This is a genomic window from Pelobium manganitolerans, assembly GCF_003609575.1.
Classification (GTDB): Bacteria; Bacteroidota; Bacteroidia; order Sphingobacteriales; family Sphingobacteriaceae; genus Pseudopedobacter; species Pseudopedobacter manganitolerans.
Map to the genome: position 1 here is coordinate 82,881 of NZ_MBTA01000025.1, position 21,618 is coordinate 104,498.

At 41.7% G+C, this 21,618-nt stretch carries 21 protein-coding genes and 2 tRNA genes; 9 read left to right on the forward strand and 14 right to left on the reverse strand.

The window, feature by feature from the left end:
• Positions 1–310: 310 nt before the first annotated feature.
• From BCY91_RS10640 to BCY91_RS10675, 8 genes are all read left to right on the forward strand, one after another.
• Complete coding sequence (locus BCY91_RS10640; protein WP_120181946.1) at positions 311–1,321, forward strand: Gfo/Idh/MocA family protein; 1,011 nt, start codon at positions 311–313, stop codon at positions 1,319–1,321.
• Positions 1,311–2,198: an aldo-keto reductase family protein gene (locus BCY91_RS10645; protein WP_245989080.1), complete on the forward strand. Its 888-nt coding sequence runs from the start codon at positions 1,311–1,313 to the stop codon at positions 2,196–2,198. Before BCY91_RS10640 ends, BCY91_RS10645 begins: the two co-directional genes overlap by 11 nt.
• Before the next feature lie 67 nt (positions 2,199–2,265).
• Positions 2,266–3,651 (forward strand): undecaprenyl-phosphate glucose phosphotransferase, encoded by a 1,386-nt coding sequence (locus BCY91_RS10650; protein ID WP_120181947.1) that lies wholly within the window; start codon positions 2,266–2,268, stop codon positions 3,649–3,651.
• 58 nt (positions 3,652–3,709) lie between these two features.
• A complete protein-coding gene (locus BCY91_RS10655; protein ID WP_120181948.1) occupies positions 3,710–4,684 on the forward strand; it encodes a type I phosphomannose isomerase catalytic subunit in 975 nt (324 codons plus the stop codon).
• Positions 4,685–4,732: 48 nt separating this feature from the next.
• Positions 4,733–5,692: a CvpA family protein gene (locus tag BCY91_RS10660; RefSeq protein ID WP_120181949.1), complete on the forward strand. Its 960-nt coding sequence runs from the start codon at positions 4,733–4,735 to the stop codon at positions 5,690–5,692.
• Between the two features lie 197 nt (positions 5,693–5,889).
• Positions 5,890–6,954, forward strand: a complete 1,065-nt coding sequence (locus BCY91_RS10665; RefSeq protein WP_120181950.1) for a patatin-like phospholipase family protein — start codon at positions 5,890–5,892, stop codon at positions 6,952–6,954.
• Positions 6,955–7,162: 208 nt separating this feature from the next.
• Positions 7,163–7,238, forward strand: a tRNA-Lys gene (locus BCY91_RS10670).
• 48 nt (positions 7,239–7,286) lie between these two features.
• Positions 7,287–7,362 (forward strand) — tRNA-Lys (locus BCY91_RS10675).
• On the opposite strand, the gene BCY91_RS10680 is transcribed toward BCY91_RS10675, so the two are convergent.
• Positions 7,313–8,872, reverse strand: a complete 1,560-nt coding sequence (locus tag BCY91_RS10680) for a recombinase family protein (protein WP_120182252.1) — start codon at positions 8,870–8,872, stop codon at positions 7,313–7,315. The two genes, BCY91_RS10675 and BCY91_RS10680, sit on opposite strands and share 50 nt — an antisense overlap.
• A gap of 169 nt (positions 8,873–9,041) precedes the next feature.
• On the opposite strand from BCY91_RS10680, the gene BCY91_RS10685 reads away from it, so the two are divergent.
• Positions 9,042–10,604: a Fic family protein gene (locus tag BCY91_RS10685; RefSeq protein ID WP_120181951.1), complete on the forward strand. Its 1,563-nt coding sequence runs from the start codon at positions 9,042–9,044 to the stop codon at positions 10,602–10,604.
• Positions 10,605–10,610: 6 nt separating this feature from the next.
• Here BCY91_RS10685 and BCY91_RS10690 read toward each other — a convergent pair whose 3' ends face one another.
• From BCY91_RS10690 to BCY91_RS10750, 13 genes are all read right to left on the reverse strand, one after another.
• Positions 10,611–12,170 carry a recombinase family protein gene (locus tag BCY91_RS10690; protein ID WP_120181952.1) on the reverse strand — a complete coding sequence of 520 codons (1,560 nt, stop codon included), beginning with the start codon at positions 12,168–12,170 and terminating at the stop codon, positions 10,611–10,613.
• A gap of 5 nt (positions 12,171–12,175) precedes the next feature.
• Entirely contained in the window at positions 12,176–12,370 is a 195-nt protein-coding gene (locus BCY91_RS10695; protein WP_120181953.1) for a hypothetical protein, read from the reverse strand.
• A 63-nt stretch (positions 12,371–12,433) separates the two neighbouring features.
• On the reverse strand, positions 12,434–12,727 hold the full coding sequence (locus BCY91_RS10700; RefSeq protein ID WP_120181954.1) for a hypothetical protein: 294 nt from the start codon (positions 12,725–12,727) through the stop codon (positions 12,434–12,436).
• Positions 12,728–12,740: 13 nt separating this feature from the next.
• Positions 12,741–13,787 (reverse strand): hypothetical protein, encoded by a 1,047-nt coding sequence (locus BCY91_RS10705; protein WP_120181955.1) that lies wholly within the window; start codon positions 13,785–13,787, stop codon positions 12,741–12,743.
• Positions 13,788–13,812: 25 nt separating this feature from the next.
• Positions 13,813–14,562, reverse strand: coding sequence for a hypothetical protein (locus BCY91_RS10710; protein ID WP_120181956.1), 750 nt, complete (start codon positions 14,560–14,562; stop codon positions 13,813–13,815).
• Between the two features lie 85 nt (positions 14,563–14,647).
• A complete protein-coding gene (locus tag BCY91_RS10715) occupies positions 14,648–15,805 on the reverse strand; it encodes a hypothetical protein (RefSeq protein ID WP_245989081.1) in 1,158 nt (385 codons plus the stop codon).
• 3 nt (positions 15,806–15,808) lie between these two features.
• The gene (locus tag BCY91_RS10720; RefSeq protein ID WP_120181957.1) at positions 15,809–16,423 is read right to left on the reverse strand and encodes an MT-A70 family methyltransferase; all 615 of its coding nucleotides are present in this window, start codon (positions 16,421–16,423) and stop codon (positions 15,809–15,811) included.
• 19 nt (positions 16,424–16,442) lie between these two features.
• Complete coding sequence (traN, locus tag BCY91_RS10725; protein WP_120181958.1) at positions 16,443–17,285, reverse strand: conjugative transposon protein TraN; 843 nt, start codon at positions 17,283–17,285, stop codon at positions 16,443–16,445.
• 29 nt (positions 17,286–17,314) lie between these two features.
• Positions 17,315–18,622, reverse strand: coding sequence for a conjugative transposon protein TraM (traM, locus tag BCY91_RS10730; protein WP_120181959.1), 1,308 nt, complete (start codon positions 18,620–18,622; stop codon positions 17,315–17,317).
• Between the two features lie 2 nt (positions 18,623–18,624).
• Complete coding sequence (locus BCY91_RS10735; RefSeq protein ID WP_120181960.1) at positions 18,625–19,107, reverse strand: hypothetical protein; 483 nt, start codon at positions 19,105–19,107, stop codon at positions 18,625–18,627.
• An 11-nt stretch (positions 19,108–19,118) separates the two neighbouring features.
• Entirely contained in the window at positions 19,119–19,742 is a 624-nt protein-coding gene (gene traK / locus BCY91_RS10740) for a conjugative transposon protein TraK (RefSeq protein ID WP_120181961.1), read from the reverse strand.
• 18 nt (positions 19,743–19,760) lie between these two features.
• Positions 19,761–20,969, reverse strand: a complete 1,209-nt coding sequence (gene traJ, locus BCY91_RS10745) for a conjugative transposon protein TraJ (RefSeq protein ID WP_120181962.1) — start codon at positions 20,967–20,969, stop codon at positions 19,761–19,763.
• Between the two features lie 10 nt (positions 20,970–20,979).
• Entirely contained in the window at positions 20,980–21,618 is a 639-nt protein-coding gene (locus BCY91_RS10750; protein WP_120181963.1) for a TerB family tellurite resistance protein, read from the reverse strand.

Genomic DNA, 21,618 nt, shown 5'->3' on the forward strand with positions numbered 1-21,618 from the left:
TTATAAGTGCGTAATTACGTGCTACTGCCTATAATTTGTAGCAAAAACCTTGTTTGCTTTCCTAAGAGCCAACTAAATTACCTAAGCATCTTTAAAACATCATTACGTTATCTGCACAATTTAGTTATATCGATTTATTAAAATTAAAAGAATTCGGCACAAACAGCTTTTACTTTAGCTTTAAAGAAACTACATTTAACGTCGTAAATATTCACAATTTTTATCGTACACCATAAACGAAACCGAAACAATTAAACAGTGAGTGGCGTACAAGTGCATTAAATTTGATTAAAATAAATACCTATAATTTATGATAAAAGTGGCATTGATAGGTGCTGGTAAAATGGGCATCTCTCACCTATCTATATTGGGTGCAAACCCAAATGTAGAAGTAGTAGGCGTGTGTGATACATCTAAAATGGTTAACGATTTTTTAAACCGTTACGGAAAATTCAGCTGTTTTACAGATTACCAAAAAATGCTTGATGAGACCAAACCAGACGCCGTATTTGTGGCTGTGCCTACCAAGTTTCATTATGCAATAATTAAAGAATTATTAAACCGAAAACTGCATGTTTTTGCCGAAAAACCATTTTGCTTGACATCTGCCCAAGGCAAAGAACTGATAGATTTAGCTTTACACCAAGGCGTGGTTAACCAAGTAGGCTATCACAATAAATTTATTGGAACTTTTAAAGAGGTAAAACGGATAGTCGACAGCGGAGCGTTAGGGAAAATCCATCATTTTGTTGGCGAATCTTACGGTCCTGTGGTCACCAAACCGCAGCAATCTACCTGGCGATCGGACCCTACCGAAGGTGGCGGTTGCTTATTGGATTATGCCGCACACGTTATCGACCTGCTGATTGGCACTTTAGCGCCGGTATCGGTTGTAAAAGGCAGCGTGTTGGATTCTATTTATTCTACCAGCGTTGAAGATGCAGTGTATTCTTTGTTAGAGCTTTCTAACAAGGTCAAAGGTGTGCTATCCGTTAATTGGAGTGATGAAACTTACAGAAAAATGTCGACCACCATCACCATTTTAGGCACCAAAGGAAAAATTATCTCTGATGCGAGCGAACTAAAAGTTTTTTTGAAAGACAGTAACGCGCTACCCGGATATGATAAAGGTTGGAATGTTAAAAATATTACCGAGCTTACAGAGCCGGTAAACTTTAATTTAAGAGGAGAAGAATACACCAGCCAAGTAGATTATTTTATCAATGCAGTAGCAGGGAAAGTACCTAACACCATCAACACATTTCAGAGCGCCTGGTATACAGATTGGGCAATTGAATTAATCAGAAATAATGCAAAATAAACATATGGAAAGAGTAATATTTGGCGATAACCAGTTTTTTGCGGTAAACCATATCTCTGACGAGAAATCGCGGGCACAATCCATCAAATTCAAAGAGGATAGCGCGATTATAAAAACTTTAGATGAAGCCCGGGCCGTGGGGATAAATACTTTTATGTGTACCACTCACGATAGGATTGTGAACATTTGCAACATTATCAGAAGCCAGCCCGAAAAGTATAAAGACTTTACCATTTACCCTTGCATGCCTTACGCCCATAAATACGCAAATGCGGTTACTGAGCTGGGCATAACAGGCACTATAAAACAATATGTGCCGGGCAATTTCTTTGGCTCTATGTTTAAAGGCGGTGTGGCATTTTTGTCTAAAGATTATTTATCCATCATGGAATTGCTGGTAGATGCCGAGATGAAGATGTTTAAAAACATTAATACGCCGGTAATTTTTTTACAAAACGTAATTACAGATCTTTTGTTAGGCCTACGCGCCGATGAAGTATTAATTGCTTTTTATCACTACGTAAAGAAAAAATACAATGCCGAAGCAGGCTTTATTACCATGAATATGCCTAAGCTATTGGATGTTTTGGAGAAAGGAGGCATAGAAAACCCGATTATTTGTGCGTCTATTAACAAAGCAGGCTTCAGGATGTCTGGCGGTAATGACGTTTACGAGGACGTTTTAAAAACCAGAAAACTGCGTGCAATAGCCATGCAGGTATTAGGCGGAGGCGCCATCCATCCTAAAGAAGCCATGGAATACGTTTGCGGTTTGCCTAATATAGAATCTATATTATTTGGTGCCTCATCAAAAGCGAATATAGAAAGCACTTACAATTACGTTCATGCGTTTGACCAACAAAAAATAAATGCGTAATATTTGCTAACATTGCCGATATAAACCTATTTACACCAGAAAACAGATAAGCACATATAGAAAGCTGATGAACAGTAGATTCGATAATCTTTTCAGAATATTTTTTGCTTTTACCGATTTGGGATTTCTGTGCGTGCTACACCTAGTATTGCTCTTAAACTTCAACTTTTTAACTAATTCGGCAAATATCAGCCACGTGGTATTTTTCATCATGAACAATATCTTTTGGCTCATTAGTTCGTATTTAACAGAAGTTTATATCAACGATAAGATACTCAACTTTAAAAAGTTTGCCCGCCGAACCAGCAGGGCATTTATCTTATACTTACTGTTTTTATTGATATACCTTTACTTTTCTAGGTTTAGCTTTAACGCCCAATATCTAGTTATAAGTTTCGGTTCGTTTTTGGCATACCTCATCGTAAGCAGGATTTTATTTCTGCAGATTTCTAGGTACATAGCTAAAAAGAAACTGGCACTTAATAAAGTGATTATCCTTGGCAACAACGCCTTCGCAAAAGATTTAGCCGTTAAACTTAAAAAAGCCAACCACAGTTTAACAATTTTAGGATGTTTCTCTGAAAAAGCACGTACAGAGAATGATGATAATTTTACCTACTTGGGCACCTTAGAAGACAGTATGCAATATGCAGTTGCAAACCAAGTTACCGAAATTTATTGCACTCTTTCGCCAGAGGTTTATCCAGATATTTACGATATAGCCCAGTATGCCGAAAACCTTTGTATGCGCTTTAGGTTTGTGCCCGATTTACACTATTTCGTAGACAGAGAGGTGCACGTAGATTATGTGAACAATATTCCGGTGCTTTCCTTACGCTCAGAACCTTTGGAAGATTTTGGCGTAAAGGTAAAAAAACGCGTGTTTGATATTGTTTTCAGCAGTTTGGTGGCGCTATTTTTGTTAAGTTGGCTGGTGCCGCTTATCGCTTTGTTAATTAAGCTGGATTCTAAAGGACCGGTGTTTTTTTTACAAGAACGCTCGGGCTTAAACAACAAACCTTTTAAGTGCATTAAATTTAGGAGCCTAAAAATAAATGATGAGGCCAACAGCAAACAGGTTACCCGTGGCGATAAGCGTATCACCAAATTAGGCAAGTTTCTGCGGAAATCAAGCATTGACGAGCTTCCGCAGTTTTTTAATGTGTTAAAAGGTGATATGTCTGTAGTTGGCCCGCGGCCGCACATGCTAAAACATACCGAAGAATATTCTTCAATTATCATGAAATACATGATCCGCCATTACCAAAAACCCGGCGTTACAGGCTATGCGCAGGTAAATGGTTTCCGCGGTGAAATTAAAACCGAAGACCAGCTGATTAAAAGAATTGAATATGATGTATGGTATATCGAAAACTGGAGCATTTGGCTCGACTTAAAAATCATCATCAAAACCATTATCGTCACGTTAAAAGGCGACGAAAACGCATTTTGACGGTTTCCGGTTTTGACTTTTAATTTAATTTTGGCTTTTAACTTCTTACTTATTTAATATGCTCTATCCCTTAAAATTCAAAACCATTTTTAAAGATAAAATCTGGGGCGGCCACAAAATTAAAACCTACTTAGGTAAAGATTTTTCTCCCCTACCCAATTGTGGCGAAACTTGGGAAATTTCTGGTGTAAAATCAGATGTTTCTGTAATAGCCAACGGCCCCTTAACCGGAACCACCTTAGCGCAACTGCTGAGCCAGGAAAAAGGAAATTTACTCGGCAAAAAAAATTATGAGCGTTTTGGCAATGAGTTTCCTTTGTTGGTGAAATTTATTGATGCCAATGAAGATTTATCTATCCAAGTACATCCTAATGACGAGCTGGCCGCCAAACGCCACAATTCTAAAGGAAAAACCGAAATGTGGTACGTTATCCAGGCCGATACCGGATCTACTTTAATCTCGGGCTTTAACCAAGAGGTTGACAAAGAACTGTATCTCAAAAAATTTAACGCCGGCGAGTTAACCGATATTTTGAATGAAGAAGAGGTGCAAGCAGGTGACGTGTTTTTTTTGCCGGCGGGGCGGGTGCATACCATCGGCAAAGGCCTACTGATTGCCGAAATCCAGCAAACATCAGACATTACTTACCGTATTTATGATTTTGACCGCGTTGACGATAAAGGCAACAAACGCGAATTACATGTTGATGAAGCAATTGACGCCATTGATTACACGTTTTACGACAACTATAAATCAAAATACCAGCAAACGCTAAATCAGCCGGTTGAAGTGGCAGACTGCCCGTATTTTACAACCAATATTTTAAATTATACACAAGAAACCAGCAGAGATTACAACAACTTAGATAGTTTTGTAATTCATGTTTGTGTGGAGGGTTCTTATATTTTAAAGTACGGAATTGAAGAGTTGCCGGTACAAATGGGCGATTGTATTTTAATTCCTGCCAGTACCAAACAAGTTTCTTTAAGCACCAACCAAGGATTTAAAATTTTAGAAAGTTATATCCGTTAGCATACACCGTTGAGCATATTTTGGAGTGTTTATTGCAACAGCCAAAATATGCTCAATTATGTAGATTTCATCCTCCTTTTTATTATCCTCGCGGGCGTTTTACACGGCTATCTTCGTGGTTTCATCCTCGGTTTTTTAGAGCTTTTTGCGCTTGCCGCCAGTATATTTTTAGCTTTCGCCGTATACCAGTACATAGGCGTTTGGCTATCGAGTTACTTTGTGATTTCCGAACGTTGGTTGCTCCCGCTCTCTTTTTTTATCGCCATTATCCTTGCGCGTTTATTCATCGGGATAGCGGTATATTTCGGCTTAAAATATTTACCTAAGCATTACCACCATCAGCAACTAAACAAGTATTTAGGCTTAATTCCAGGAGCCATCCGCGGCATTTTTTATGCATCGCTGCTTTCCCTTATTTTTTTGTTTATGGAGCTTTGGCCCGGCTTAACCAAAGAAACACGCGCCAGCTACATCGCCAACACGCTAAGTCAACAAATTGAAACCTTAGATACCAAAATAGCATCCAATATTAGCGAGCAGGTAAAAAAAAGCATCAGTCGCTTAACGCTTGAGCCCGAGTCGGACGAGACGGTTTTGCTCCACTTCAAAGTAGAAAATCCGGTCCCAAATGAAAAAATGGAAAACCACCTACTAGTTTTAGTTAATGAAGAGCGCCGGAAAGCTAATTTACCTCCGCTTGCGCGGGATACCGCATTGCGTACCGTTGCCCGGGAGCATTCTCTGGATATGTTTAGAAAAGGCTATTTCTCGCACATCAGCTTAGATAATACCACGCCTTTTGACCGTATTAAAGCACACAACATTACATACTTCACAGCGGGCGAAAATTTGGCTTTGGCGCAAACCGTGGAAATTGCGCATATGGGCTTAATGAACTCGCCGGGGCATCGGGCTAACATTTTAAACCCCAAATTTGGACGCGTAGGCATAGGGATTATGGACGGTGGAATTTACGGCATTATGGTGACACAAAATTTTAGAGATTAGCGGTTAGGCGTTAGTTGGTTAGGTGCTAGGTAGCTAGGTGTTTTTTGGTCGGGTGGTTAGGTATAGCGCGCGTCCTTGTTCTTTGCTCTTTATTCTTTGCACCTTAATCTTTTGTCTCATATCTCACGTCTCATATCTTTGCTCCTCCTTACATCTTTCCTCCCATATTCCTCATTCTTTTTACTACATTTAATTTAATGAAAACAATTTTATCTATTGACGGTGGCGGTATAAAGGGCATTATCCCCGGAATGGTTTTGGTAGAGCTGGAAGAACGTTTAAAGCAGCGCACAGGCAATGCTGAAGCACATATTGCAGACTATTTCGACTTTTTTGCTGGCACCAGCACCGGCGGTATTTTAACCTGCTTGCTGCTTTGCCCTTCAAAAGACGACCCTAAAAAACCACGCTTTACCGCCAAACAAGCTTTAGATTTATATATCGCCAACGGCGCAAAAATATTTGAAACTAAAGGCATCAAAAAGGTTTTTGCAGATATTGGCTGGGTAACAGAACGTTACGATGCCGAGTTTTTGGAAAAAATTTTACTGCAATATTTTGAAGACGTTAAACTATCCGAACTTATCAAGCCTTGCATTATCACGGCGTATAATATTGAACTGCGCAAGGCACACATTTTTAGGCAAAAAACGGCAAAAAGCCGGGGCATCCACCGCGATTTTTATGTGCGCGATGTTTGTCGGGCCACTTCTGCTGCGCCAACTTATTTTAGTGTGGCAGAAATCTATTCCTTAGCCGGCGTGCGTTATCCCTTGCTAGATGGTGGAATTTTTGCAACCAACCCCTCTTTAAGTGCATTTGTTGAGATTAAACGCGAGCCGGAGCAAGAGTTTGAACCGAATGACATTCACATTTTGTCTTTAGGCACAGGAGTTTCTAAACAATCTTACGATAGTGACGAATTGCGAGACACCAAAGCTTTGTTTGTGGTGCCTGCGTTACTGGATATGATGATGGGCGCAGCAACTGAAACCAGCCACTTTTATATGAAGCAAATTTTCAGCTATTTGGGCATTCCGGATCATTATGTGCGTATTGAGCCTATGAACCTGCAAAGCGTACAAGAGCGGATGGATGCTGCAAGCCCTAAAAATATCCAAAAATTAATGGCTTTAGCCGATAGGATGATTAGCCAACGACACCAGGTTTTAGATGTAATTGTAGATAATTTGATTAAATTAAAGATAAACAGGGACCTAGATGCTGAAGGGAAGGCGATAACGCGCAGACTGGCCAGATAAACGGGGGATGAAAGTAAGATCAACGCAAGAGAAGAGTTGCTCTAGGTACTTGGCCTACTCTCTGCTATACCCCAGCAAATCAAAATTTATTGTTATTGATATTAAGTTGTTTAGGTACAGTGCACAAAAAAAAATATCAATTCGTTTGCACACTAAAGCATAATCTCTATCTTTGCACAACTTTACAAAAACAAACATTGTAAAGTACGATTCCGTAGCTCAGCTGGTAGAGCATTACACTTTTAATGTAGTGGTCCTGGGTTCGAATCCCAGCGGGATCACCAAAATTTTCAAAGCCTCAGCGATTGAGGCTTTTTTTTTCCAAAGACACTGATTCCGTAGCTCAGCTGGTAGAGCATTACACTTTTAATGTAGTGGTCCTGGGTTCGAATCCCAGCGGGATCACCATATGGGACAAGTCAAAGGATATACGACTTGTCCCATTTTTTTTGGGCTTTAATTCCTTATCTATCAAGGATATAATGTTGATGATTTCGTTCAATCTTTTGGTTCGATGTTGGTAACCGTCGAATACGATATTTTCAGGGAACATCGAACCAACTATCTTTCTTTTAAGTTCTACGGAGCCTTCGTTATACAAAGTATCAAGCTGAGCGATATTGCTGAAAGCCTTATCCCATAATGGTTCTACAGTAGTTTGAAAACTTACCGCAGCTTTCAATTTTGCCTCCAGACGATTTATCTTTTCCTCACATTCAGATTTAATCGCCCGATAATCGTCACCTTCAATATCACCACACAAAAGCAGCTCTCTTGCCTTTACAATGCGGCTGTTCATTTCTTGCAGTTGCAGCTTCAAATCTTTTTGCTCGTCTCTCTCTCCACGTTCTTTTGATTTGTATGTTGACGTGATAACATCTTTGCATGTTTCAAGCCTTGAAAGAGGCCATACATATTTTCTGATTTCCGCAATCATTTTATCATTCGCTTCTTTTGCCTTGTAACGAACGCCACAAGCAGAACTACAATGATAATAATGGTAGTATTGTGTTCTTCCTTTTGATGCGCTGCCGGTAAGCATCCTTCCGCATTTCGGACAGATCAAGAAACCTCTTAATGGAATATTATCATCTGCCGTAACCTTTGTGCCCAAGACCCGCTTACGCCCATCCAGTACATCCTGAACATCGTAATAAAGCGTTTCCGGGATTAAAGGCTCATGCTGCCCCTTAACCAACAGGCTTTCTTCTTCCTTATACTTTGGAATAAATATCAACCCACAGTAGATCGGATTTCTTATAGCAACCCAAAAGTTATTCTTACTGCATTTCAAGCCCTTTTCTTTCGCTTTTTTCCATACCTGTTCTGTGTTGAGTTGACTACGCGAAAGCTCCTCAAATGCCCATTTCATTATGTCACCCTGAATATCCTTCGGAGCGATATACTTCTTGCCGTTCTCATTAACCTTGTTCGCATAACCAATAGGAGCTGTTCCCATCCAGCGCCCTTCTTTTTTAGCACGGCGCATACCATGAAACACATTCAATGCCCTACGGTCATTCTCTACTTCCGGTGCTGCGAGGTAAAACGCCAACATCATTTTATTTTCAGGAATGGATAGGTCAAGCGGTTGTTCTACTGCCTGCGGCTCGATACCTAAACGCCGAAGGGTGCTGATCATTTGATAAGCATCCCCAGCATTACGGCTGAACCTATCCCATTTCGTGAACAGGATAAGATCAGTATGTCCTTTGTGCTTACGCAAATCCCCTAATAATCCCGTCCAAGCCGGTCGTTTGAACGTTTTTGCTGAGTGATCTTCCAGTATTACTTTCCTAACCCGGATATCGTTTATTTCGCAGTATTTCCGCAAACGTTCCTCTTGGTCACGTTGCGAATAGCCTTTGTCGGCCTGTTCGTCCGTACTTACCCGTACATAAAGGTCTGCTATTTTCATACTATAAAAATTAAGTGTGGTACAGGATAAAGGTACGAATAAAAATCATAATGAGCAGTATTTAATAGAAGTATCACAACTAAATTTACTACATTTGCCACGTCTTGGTTTAATAAATAGAAAACAACACGGTTTAATAGGAGACATCCCTGTTCAGTAAAATTACAATATGGCAACACCACGCGAACGATTGGTAGAATCCCTTAAATTCCTGAAAGAGTTGCAGGATAGTGGAATCGTTGGTATTCATACCGATGAAATCCCCAACCGCAAATACAGAGAGATACTACTTAAAAACGGCTTTATCCGGGAAGTTACAAAAGGATGGTATATACCTACCGACCCTATGGAAAAAGCAGGGGAAACAACTTCCTGGTACAGCTCTTATTGGGACTTCATTGCCAAATTCCTGAATTATAAATTTGGAGAAGAATGGTGCTTGTCGGCAGACCAGTCCCTTCTTATCCATGCAGGAAACAGTGCCGTACCGCAACAGCTAATGTTACGTTCGCCACAGGGTAATAATAACCCTACGCCCTTACCGCATAATACCTCTTTATTCAACTTAAAAGCAAATATTCCTCCTCCGGATCAAACTATAATAACAAATGGGATTAGAATGTACAATCTGCCGGCTGCGTTGGTTTATAGCTCCCCAAGTATTTATACAAGGAATGCGATTGATGCCCGCACGGCACTTGCATTGATAAGGGATGCTTCGGAAGTATTACCTATTCTACTGGAGAATGGGCATACAACCTTTGCAGGCAGGTTAGCGGGTGCTTTCAGAAATATAAGCAGAGACAAGATAGCCGATCAGATTGTTGACACCCTTAAACAAGCTGATTATGACATACGGGAAGAAGATCCTTTTGAAACCAAACTAAGCCTTAGCCTGTCCTCCCGTGAACGCTCACCTTATGCCAACCGGATCAGGCTCATGTGGGAGCAGATGCGTAAGACTGTTATTGCCAGCTTTCCCAAAGCACCAGGCATACCGGACAATATGCAAGCCTACTTAAAGGATGTTGACGACATCTACGTTACTGACGCATACAATTCGCTTTCCATCGAGCGGTATCGTGTAACCCCGGAACTGATCGAAAGGGTAAGCAGTGGCCAGTGGAACAGCAAGGAAAACGAAGAAGACCGGAAACAAAGAGATGCGATGGCAGCCAGAGGTTACTACCAAGCCTTCCTGCAGGTGAAAGACACCATCACGGCTATACTGAAGGGCGCAAATTCAGGAAAGCAAATTGACAAGGATCATTTAAAATGGTACAGGCAACTATTCGACCCAAGCGTAACCGCCGGACTTCTAAAAGCAGCAGACCTTGCAGGCTATCGAAACCACCAAGTGTACATCGGCAATTCCAAGCATGTCCCTTTGAATGTAGATGCTATGAGGGATGCCATGCCTGTACTATTTGAGTTGCTGGAGGAAGAACCAGAACCATCCGTAAGAGCGGTATTGGGCCACTTTATCTTCGTTTTTATCCACCCATACATGGACGGCAACGGAAGGATAGGACGTTTTCTAATGAATGCGATGCTGGCTTCGGGAGGTTACCCGTGGACTATAATACCAGTTGAAAGAAGGGATGAGTACATGCAGGCTTTGGAGCAAGCAAGTGTTGGGCAGGATATTACTTCGTTTACCACTTTTCTTGCTTATTTGGTTAATGAGCGGCTACATGGGAAGATGGTGGCTAAATTGCCGGTAACTAAATAGCAAGAACTATACTCTGTTTCGTAATATGGCTACGGCATGTTTGCGGTTCAGATGAACGCTTTCAGCCTGATAAGTTTGGTCGTTTTTTGCAACGGCATCCTGTGGATATTTCTCGCGAGTAGTTAATAAGCTGATTGCTGCGCTCACCTTTGTACGATGAAGCTTTACACCGTCGTATATCAGGTTTTCAGGAAACATTGTACTAACAATTTTCCTTTTCTGTACGACAGTTCCGTTTTGAAACAGTACATCTAAATGCGAGATTTTGGAAATGGGATGATCCCAAAGTAATTCCATATTATCTGAGAAGGAACTGGAAGCTTTAAGCTTTGCTTCAATATCGGTCATTCGTTCACTGGCTTCTGTCTTAATAGTACGATAGTCTTCCCCTTCAATTTCCTCACGAAGCAAAAGTTCACGAGCTTTTGAAAGCCGGCGCTTTATCTGATCCAGTTGAGACATCATGCGCTTCTGATCTGTTTTTTCAAGACGGTTTACTTCCATATAGGTAGCCGAAATAATTTCCCTGAACAGCTTAAGCTGCGGTACATTACGCACTTCATCTCCGATTGCTTCTATCATTAAATTGTTTGCTTCATCGGCTTTGTAACGTACGCCACATTCAGAACTGCAATGGTAGTAGTGATAATATTTTGTTCTGCCTTTTGAACCACTGCCTGTTAAAAACCTGCCGCAGTTTGGGCAAATCAGATAACCCCTTAAAGGAATATCATCCTGCGAAACCACCTTTTTACTTACCGCCTTTCTCTTTCTGCCGTCCAACACATCTTGCACATCAAAAAATAATGAAGTCGATATGATCGGCTCATGTTGCCCCGGCACAAGCTGACTTTGTTCATCTTTATGCTGAGGAACAAAAATCAGCCCGCAATAAATAGGATTCCTGATTGCTACCCAAAAATTATTCTTGCTGCATTTCAAACCACGTCCACGGGCTTGCTTCCAGACTTGTTCAGTATTCAGCTTATTGCGGAAGATTTCTTCAAAAGCCCATTTTATGATCTTAGCATCCTGACCTTTGAGCGCAATGTATTTCTTGCCATCTTCTGTAGTTCTGTTCACATAGCCAATTGGAGCTGTACCCATCCAGCGACCTTCTTTTTTTGCACGGCGCATACCGTTGAATACGTTTAACGCCCTACGGTCATTCTCTACCTCCGGAGCTGCAAGGTAGAAAGCAAGCATCATCTTATTTTCGGGAATGGATAAATCCAATGGCTGTTCTACTGCTTGAGGCTCTATACCAAGATGCCGTAACAGACTTATCATTTGATAGGCATCTCCGGCATTACGACTAAACCTATCCCATTTTGTAAAAAGGATAAGATCGGAATTTCCCCTTTGCTTCCGCAGATCAACCAACAGGCTTTGCCAGGCTGGCCGCTTGAAGGTCTTTGCCGAGTAATCCTCGAAAATCACCTTGCGTATCTGGATATTGTTGATATTGCAATATCTGCGCAGCCTTTCTTCCTGGTCACGTTGAGAATAACCTTTGTCTGCCTGTTCATCGGTACTCACCCTGATATAAAGGTCTGCAATTTTCATAGCTGTTATTTATTGTCATTTGTTATGGTCATGGCATCAGATTGCTTACTACTGACAAACTGCTCAACGACGATATTTGCCATGCTGTACAAGAAGTCAATTATAATTTGGGCTTCTTCCAGATTGACATAAATGCCGTCTCTCTGTAATAGTTCCATCGCCTTGTCAGGAGTTATTCTCATCAACACTTCATCTTCCATCTTCCACCTCCTTTTAGATAACAAAAGCCCGTGGTGGGCTTCTGTTACATTACACTTTAAAGATCAATCGCTTCTTTCAGTAAAGTAAATCTTGCTGCCTTTTGTACGGTTAAATGAAGGCTCATACCTGATATAACCATAATTGCTCAACTCTTTTACACATTTATGGTAGGTTATAGCCGATGATAATTTCGCAATGCTCATAATCTCGTGGCTGAAAACCTGTATCGGATTAGTGAAGCCTTTTTGCAATCGGTATTGTAACAGGGCTGCATATACTCCAATATGGGTAATGCTGATGCGCGGATCAGTTCCTATGGCTTCAAAAAAATCCGATAAGTAACATAACCTGTCCATTGCCCATGTCTTTTCAACCTACTTTGATGCCGTTCTTTTTAGAATGTTGTTGCTGTTCATTCACCTTGTGGGTTACTTTCATGGCATCCATCGTCTTATTGCCTAATGCCGTATGAAGCGTTATCTTTCTGGAATGCTCGTCATAGATATTGACTGATTTAAACTGTGGATTTGCTTCAATATAAAAGCGTTGTTCATTGCCATCCTTTACAAAACTCACAGAAATCTTTTCGCCATTCTTTAATGCCTCCTTCAGCTTTCCCGTTTCGGCTGTATTCATTAACTCCTTTAAAGGAAGCTGCTGTAGTACCTTGTCAAGATCATATCCGTAATCGGAATGGAACTGCTTTATACGAAAGTTGCCGTGCTGGTCCTTATCGTTAAGGTCAAGCTGTAACCAGGTTCCGCCGCTCTGAATACACCGGCCAGACAATAAATTATAGGCTTCCGTAGTATTGAGATCATGCTCGTGTCGCATACTAAAGTATTGCTGGCGTTTTTCATCCGGTTTTGCTTCATTATACAAGGCCGTTTTATACCCTTCAAAATGGTATTGCCCCGATTGGTCTTTTATAAATGATAGCTGATGATCTAATCTTTCTTTATCGTTCAGGTAATAAGAAACCGGGATGGAAAACTGCTGCTGTCCCTGCCTGATCTGTTCATTAATTTTGGCTGAAAGGTCAGGAAAGCCAGTGCGCTGCACCTGTTGGTACAGTGCCTGGCTGTTTTGTTCTGTCTTCCTGTTATCCTGCCTAATCACAATTTGTTCCTTTAGGGGTGATACCAATAACCGGCGTAACAGCCTTATTAGCAGGTTAGGGTAAAGCTGCTTCTCAATGCGGCTGCGTTCCTGCCGCAACATCCTAAGCGCAAACCGTTCGTCCAGATCCTGCGTGCCTTTGTACTTTGCCGCTATACGGTCATAGTAATCCAGCTTTTCTTTTAGCAATGCTCTGTTCGAGGAAAGGTTAAAGGAGAACAGTTTGCTAAACCGTTCTTCCCTTGACCGCCATTGATTTAATTCCGCTTCCACTCTGTTCACAAGGCTGTTATTCATAACCCAACTTTTAAAGGATACACAATTAAGGCATACTGTATGTCACCAGATCATATGCATACGTGCTGCAATCGGCAGCGTATTCCACACTGCCGCTCACAATAGCACCGCCTATATCACTTGTTACCGCAGCAATCCATTTCACAATGTTCTTAAACTTAAAAGCTGCCACTGGAACCGGAGGAGGGAGCGTGTTTATCCAATAGTAAATGGAGTAACGTGCCACCGATGCGGTTTTAAGTGCAATGCCGCGGCCTTCAGGAGTAAGCAGATCATTCTGCATTATCCTGCGCTCATAATCTATAATAGCGGATTTAATGACCGGATAAGGACTATCGTTATCTGACAGTCGCTTTATCAATTGCACCAGCGAATCCAGGGTAGCTTTTACTGGTTCCTCATAAGGACAATTCGCAATAAGCTTTTCAATGCTTTCATTGCTTTGCCGTACTGTCTGCTCCACTGTAATAAACAGGGATGCAGGTGGTTCAGGACGTTGGTTCTCCCTGCAAAATCGGAGGACACGTTGTGTTGATGCTTCCACATCCGGCGCATTGTTAGGTTGTTTGTATTCCTGCACATACGCAACGATCTCGTTATGCCAATAACCTATGCTGTCATAGGCGTTGTTGGGATTATCTGGCATAATTGCGCCTGAACCTGATCGCAGAAGCATCGCTTTATTTTCTTCTTCGGTTACTGTCGCATTATTATCCTTTTTACATGCTGAAATACCGATGATGAATACTAACAGCACTATTATTTGACTTTTCATTTGACTTTGCTTTTTTGTTATAAATAGTTTCCCTTTCACACATCCAACATCACGGCTAATTATGATAAGCTGGTCTGTTTAATCTTTAGCTAATGCTTTGCCTTTTCTTCCTTTTGTTAGATGCCTTCGGCATCTCAGGGCCATCATCTTCAGCAGGTGTCTGCTTTTCCTTTTTACCATCCTGTTTAACTGACTGGCCTTCACCTTCAGATTGTTGTTCTTTTTTTGATTGCCGGTTATCCACCCTTTGCATACTGCTATCATAAATGTTGATTGTCTTGAATTGAGGGTTTGCTTCGATGTATTGCTTATGGTCTGCACCGTTGATCTGAAACGTTGCAGATTGCAGATTGCCCTTTTTGAGAGAATCCATCAGGTTAGCCTTGTATTCTTCATTACTCAGTTCCCTGATAGGATGCTTAGACAAGACAGCCTCCAGATCATAGCCATAGTTCTGATGGTAATGCTTCAGCTTGAAATTTCCGTTATTGTCACTTTGTTTAAAGTCCATCTGTACCCAGGCATTGTACACTTGTCCTTCCTTGTTGGTGAGATCTTTGTTGACCGACCTGCCTTCCATCAGGTTATAGGCTTCTTTCAGGGTAATGTTGTTGCCTTTATTGATGTAGAAGGTTTGATCCATTGTTTCAGCAGTATTCTCCTTTTGTACATTCACCTGATAGGAATTAAAGAAGTACATATCGCTTTGCTTGGATTGGCTGAAATTCAATGTTGCGTTTACTGTATCGTTGCCGTACTTGGTTTCGTAGGCTAACTTAAATTCCGGGTTCCCTTCCTGAATTTTTTGCTTCAGGTCATTTTCCAACCCTTCACCAAACCCCGTGTACTTTACTTGGTCACGCAGGTATTCAAAATTTTTCTGATTCATGACTTCTGAATTTTGATTGTTATTTAATTGTTCTCTTTCTAATCTTTCATCTCGAACAGCAACCATAAGAGAAACGTCAATGATGCCATCCCTTTCAATCATTAGCTTACTATCTTCCGCAGCTTCCTGCATTGCCCTGTACGCCGACCGTATTGACAAGAAGCTGTAAAAGTCTATGTCGGTTGACATTTCGTAACAGAACTCCCTGACATCATATTCCGTAGAGAATGTGTATAGTTCTTCTTTACTGGCAGGTAAACCATCATTGAGAAACGATACAAATTCTTCACCTTCCCAACGTTTATTTGTTAGGTATTCAAGGACTTCCTTATAATCGTCTTTCCTAATTTTCATAGTTCAAATTTTTAGAGGAAATAGATGCTGATTGAGATTTATGGGAATGGAATGATTGGCTTCATTACCGAATACATCCCAGCCTTCATATTCAACGTCCTGAAAAAATCCCTCTCGACTTCTCGCAAATAGTTCAAGACGTGAGCGATCACCAAATAGCCGTTCAATTCGGTTGCGTATTTCAGGTGGCTTTTGCGAGTGCTTTCCTTTAGGGCTGATCAAAACTTGCGAAACGTTTTTGCTTGTCCGTGGCAAGGCTCTGCCTTTTGTAAAAAGCAATACCACCTCGGCATTCGCCCGAGTGTAATAGCCCATACCGGTTGAAAGGTTTTGATTATGCTGGTTCCGCTTAACCCATACAAAAGCAACCGTTTTGTAAATAAACCCCCAAGCCTTTCCTAATGCGAATGCTTCAAGCAAGCACGGAAATGTAGCCCACATAAGCAGCACACAATCAGGGTTGCATAAAGACGCAATATCCATGCAGGCGAGATAGCCTAACGATTGTGTCGAATAATGCGCTTCAGCCGACCGCCCTGAACCCTTTTTGCTCCATACCCTGTATTCCCAGGGAGGGTCTGCGTAAATGATGTCGTATTTCCTACTCACCTTTTCCATCTCACAACGACTTTGATTGTTAGTCAATCGGAACTGCCTTTACAATCTTCTTATTCTTCACATGCAGCTCCAAATGCCGACCGCCATTCTTCTCCATTAATTGCACAGCGAGATATTTTTTATCAGGAATGGTAAACTTGGGCACAACAAACACAATTGTATTATCCGACTGACCTGCTACCTTGCTGGTATTATCCTGCACGAGTACAGGCAATATTTCGATCTCCTGTGTTGCTGTCCTTTTGGATTTCTTCTGGTCACGGATATAAAGCCTCAATTGATCAATATCATAATTGATATTGGTTTGATTGGAAATATTGAAACGTAACAACATTATATCCTCATGGATAAATACTCCGTTTAGCTTAAAGCGAATGCCGAAGGTTTTATCCTTTATGCCTCTTGTTTTCGCTTTTGATTCAGCAGCCATCGTAGCAAAATGCTCCATTTGTTCCTGATTAATGTTCTCTGAAGGAATGGAGATTGTATTTTGCCTGCCTACGCCTGTGAGAGCCAGGTTGAGCACTGACGGTTGCTTGTCATAATCAACAAGAAAAGATGTGAGCTTGCCGTCAGCTGTAATGATGCTGATATTTGTTTGCGGAAAACTGTCCTTTGCAGCCTTTATCTGCAAAATATTTTCTACACCTTTCGCTTTTTGTGCCAGTACATCTCTGCTTCCAATATCTACACTGACGATAGCATAAGGAAAGATGATGTTGGTGGTTTTGGAGAAAGCAACTGTTACATGATATGTTTCGATTGCTTTGGTTTGCCAGGCTGTGTTTGTTTGGGCCTGAGCCTTGAGAATTGTAAATAGCAGGAAAATTCCTATTACCATTACTGCACTGAACTTTTTCATCTTCTGGAATTTTTAAGTTATTGAAATATTTAGTTGGATTGTTTTTGCTTTTCGTCACGCAGAAGCACCTGATACCCTGCCTTTACAGTTACCTTGATTAGCTTTACTTTTCGGCTGAACAGCGTTTTTGCTGCTTCAATGCCTGCACTTGCTGCCTGTGCGCCCCACGACGGATCAAGACTGGTTAGTCCGATTGTTTGCATAGAGCGGTCTGCCGACTGCTTTGCAACATCCCTTGTAATTGCTCCGGGAATATAAATGCCGTCCAGACCATCCATGTCATATACGGATAATTCAACCGGGAATAAGGAATTGCCAAAGCGTACACTGTTAATCTTGATACTTAATCTTTCACCACGCAGCGAGGCTATTCCAAAAACAAAATTGTCTTTCGGAATGCGAACGCCATTTATGAAAACATCATTTACCAGTCTCAACTTGACAGTTGAGCCATCTACGACAGTTTGTGTTTCGTGAATAACAGCTTGTATGGCATTCTGCGAATCTTCGATAGCTGTTGCGCCAGTAAGTGAATAGAAGCCGTTGGTTGTGTTACCGGATATATGCTCCGTATCAAGCAGCGTGATGCTATTATCTTTCTTTTTTGATGATACCGCAAACACTTGTCCTCTGTTTGCTTCAGAAGTTTGTCTTAATCGCTCCTGTACTCTTTCGGGATTTTGTACGTCTAATATCTTATCAAGCATACCATTCAATTGCTGCAACTCAGGATCTTCGCCATTCGACTGATTCATCATGTTCATCATTTGTTCCAGCCTTTCCACATCAGAAGAATTTACCGTGGTAGTATTGCGGTTTCTTGATGAAGTGGGTTGGTATGAACCATACTCGTCATTCTCTAATGATGGAGGTAGCGGCTTATTCATCTCCCGATCCAGTTCTGCCAGCTTGCGGTAGATCTTATCAGTATGGGGGTCATTGTATCCCCGGCTTCCCTGAAGGGATGTATTCAAACCTTTAGGACTGGTAGGCTGTTGAAAGGTATCTTCATCATTCGGCAGGTATTCATCGGTATTTGTCAATCCAATATTTCGGTAATTAGGATCATTTTTTACCATCTCCTGAAATTTGATAGAATCCAGTTGGGCCTGATTGTAATAGCTCATTTTGTCCATTGGCTTGTCGTCTTTGAGATTGGCGTCCGGCAGGTTAATATTAAATCCCTTCTTTACGGATGCCTGAGCTTCTACCTTTTCAACTTTACCACCGCCAAGTGCCCAAAAAATCATGGTCATAAAAGGCAGTGCGAGAAGTGGCAATACCAATAAGAACCTGCGCTGCCTGATCTCCTTCGGAGTTTTTACTTGCTTTTCCATTTTTATTTCTGCTTTAATTGTTGATAATAATTTTCAATAAACCGCACACTGTCCATTAGTCCCGGACGATTGTGAATTATGCTTTCATAAAGAGTTTTCCCCGCAGGACTTCGTGCCAGGCTGTCCATATACACCCTAAACCTTTTGATGCGGCTGTACTCAGCCTCAGACACTTCCGCTGGTTCAACATTTGCTTCTCCCGTTTCGGTTACGTGCTTCGGCTTTTTGATGGGTGTTATGGTTATTGAATTGCTATTTTTGCTGGTAAAAGCATTTACTCCCAAATAAATGCTGTACGTGCCAGTACACAGGACGAAAAGAATAAGTAGTACAAACCATGTACGCCGTGAGAAATTCTCTGTTCGCCTCATCATCCAACTTGCCCAGCCACCCTGTATTCGCTGACAGCCCGCTTTTACTCCTTTGGAAAGCGCATTGAGCTTTAGCTCAGCATCGTCCTTTTTTCTTTTTGGAAATAGTTTCATGATCTTGATTTTTATTGTCGCCTGCTTACTGTTTTTAAATCCCTGTTATCAATCGTACTCCATCGCTCGATAAGGAAGCCATGCGGATTATTGTCACTCCGTGAAACATTTCTCAAACCACCTTCTGTAACCAGACTTCTGGTTGTTATGCTTGTAGGGCGTATAATACTTTGTGTAGCGTAGCAACGGAACCTGTATGGGTATTCATTTATATCTATTGCCACGCTATCCACGACAATGGTTTGATTGACGTTTCCTGATATAATTGCAGCATAGTATCCGTTCTCCTTTAGATCATCGTAGGCACGTTTGGCGCTTCCGTCAGCCAGGTATAGTGCTTTGGTGATATTAGCAGTAATAGCTTTATCGTCAGGGTCAAGCGTAAAGAACAGTTTATGAAATGTCTTCACATGATCTCTTGCTTCTACAGGTATGTTGTCTTTCCGTTCCGATGCGTAGGCTTCCAGTGCCTTGCCATTTGCAAGAATGTATATTTTGCTTTGCATCTGGGATACAAGGCTGAAACTTTTGTACAATGCAAAACAGCAGATCAGCACACAGCCGATGATAACTACCAGGGTAAAACTTCTGATGTGCCTGAATGCCGTATCAATATTTTTCATTTTCTTGAACATATTTCCTCCTTTGAATTATTATGAATTGCCTTTTAGCTTGTCATCCATATAGCCAGATTTGCCACTACCGCCTTCACCGAAATAAGGATTGGAAGTACCGCTACTTGCCATGCTTTGCGTCATACGGTTTGCCGCGCTGCCCATTGCGTCCACGGCCATGCCTGCACCGGCTGATGCTGTATTCACCACCGTTCTGGAAGAACTGCCGAAAATGCTTGTGACCTTGTGGCTTAATGCGCCACCCCCACCGGCGTGAACGATATAATTAGCTACGGAGGGAACTGTAAAATATCCGACGATACCAATGATCATAAAGACCAGGTAAGCCACATCTGTTCTACTGAAGAACGTATCGCCATAATCCTGTACTTGCGATATATCCAGTTCCAGCATCTTCTCCTGTATCTTGCCGATAATGCTTCCGAAGATGTTTGCCACGGGCAACCATAAAAAGATATTGATATAGCGGGCTATCCACACCGTAAGCGTATGTTGAAAGCCGTCAAATACTGCAATTCCAAACACCAATGGCCCCAGGATAGCCAGTACGACTAACTGGAACGTCCGCAACGTATCAATACAAAGAGATGCCGCTTCAAACAGTACTCTTAGCACTTCGCTCATCCACTCTTTTACCGAGTTGCGAAAATTGTAAGAGGCTTTGGACATAGCGAATTTGATGTCATTGCCAATGCCCTCAAAAAGACCTTCGTCTGCGGGGTCTTCATTATCGTGAGTGTATTTATACCATTTATCCCTGTCGCCGTTACCGCTTTCTCCTACATACATTTGCCATACATCGGTTTTCTTAATGGCTTCTTCCTTTTTTTGCAATAGCACAGCAATGGCTTTATCGGAATTTTCTACCATAGCAGCAGTTGCTGTTACCGTAGGTTTCATCACGCCGTTTATCAATCCTAAGACCGAGGGAAATATCATTACACAAAAGCCTATAACAAACGGACGAAACAGCGGATAAAAGTCAATAGGCTCCGCTCTTGATAAATGTCCCCAAACCCGCGATGCGATGTACCACATTGCGGCAAAGCCTGCCAAACCCTGACCTACACCGATCAACTGGTCACACAGGGGCATCATCTCATCGTACAGTTGCTCCAGAACACCATGCAGACCATTCATTTCATCGGCTATTCCCTGTGCACGGCTTATAAAAGGCAGTATCAATCCCATCACCGCCAGCCAGGCGGCCTTTCCACACTTTGCCATATCTGTTTTTTTAATTGTTTAACCCATAGATTTTACGAATGGTCTGTGCATCATTTCGCTCCTTCGCCCGTTGCACTGCCAGTATTGTAGTATTGTTATTGAAGTGTCGTAGAAACATTAGCTTATCCTGCATATCAGCATAGATCCTGTCAATGGCTTGCAGCCGCTCATCATCACTCATGCGGGCTTTACCTGCCGTGATGACCGTGAGCAGTTCATCCAGGTTACGCAGGCTCTCCTTAAACAAATTGTCATAAACCCGGCCCAAATACGCCAGCTCATCGGGATTGAAATTATTATCCCTCCTGAACCGATCATACGCGTTACGGTATTCCTTTACTAAGGTGATCTGGTAGTTGGTGATATCTGCTACACGTCTGTAACTACGCACAGTAGGACTTACACCCATTAAACCGTCAAGAAAAGCCTTGTGCAAGCTGAAGTTTCCTTCGGAAATATTCTTTATGGTATTGTAGCCACCTTCCAAAATCTGGTAGCCTTTCTTCATGTCGCTCAGGATCTGCTTGAATTGAGCCAGTTTCTCTACATTAAGCAGTAGCTGTGCTATTTCATCAGCTTGTGCTGATGCACGGAAAGCAGGAAACAGACCCACAAAAGACAGCGATATAATTATAATTAGCTTTTTCAT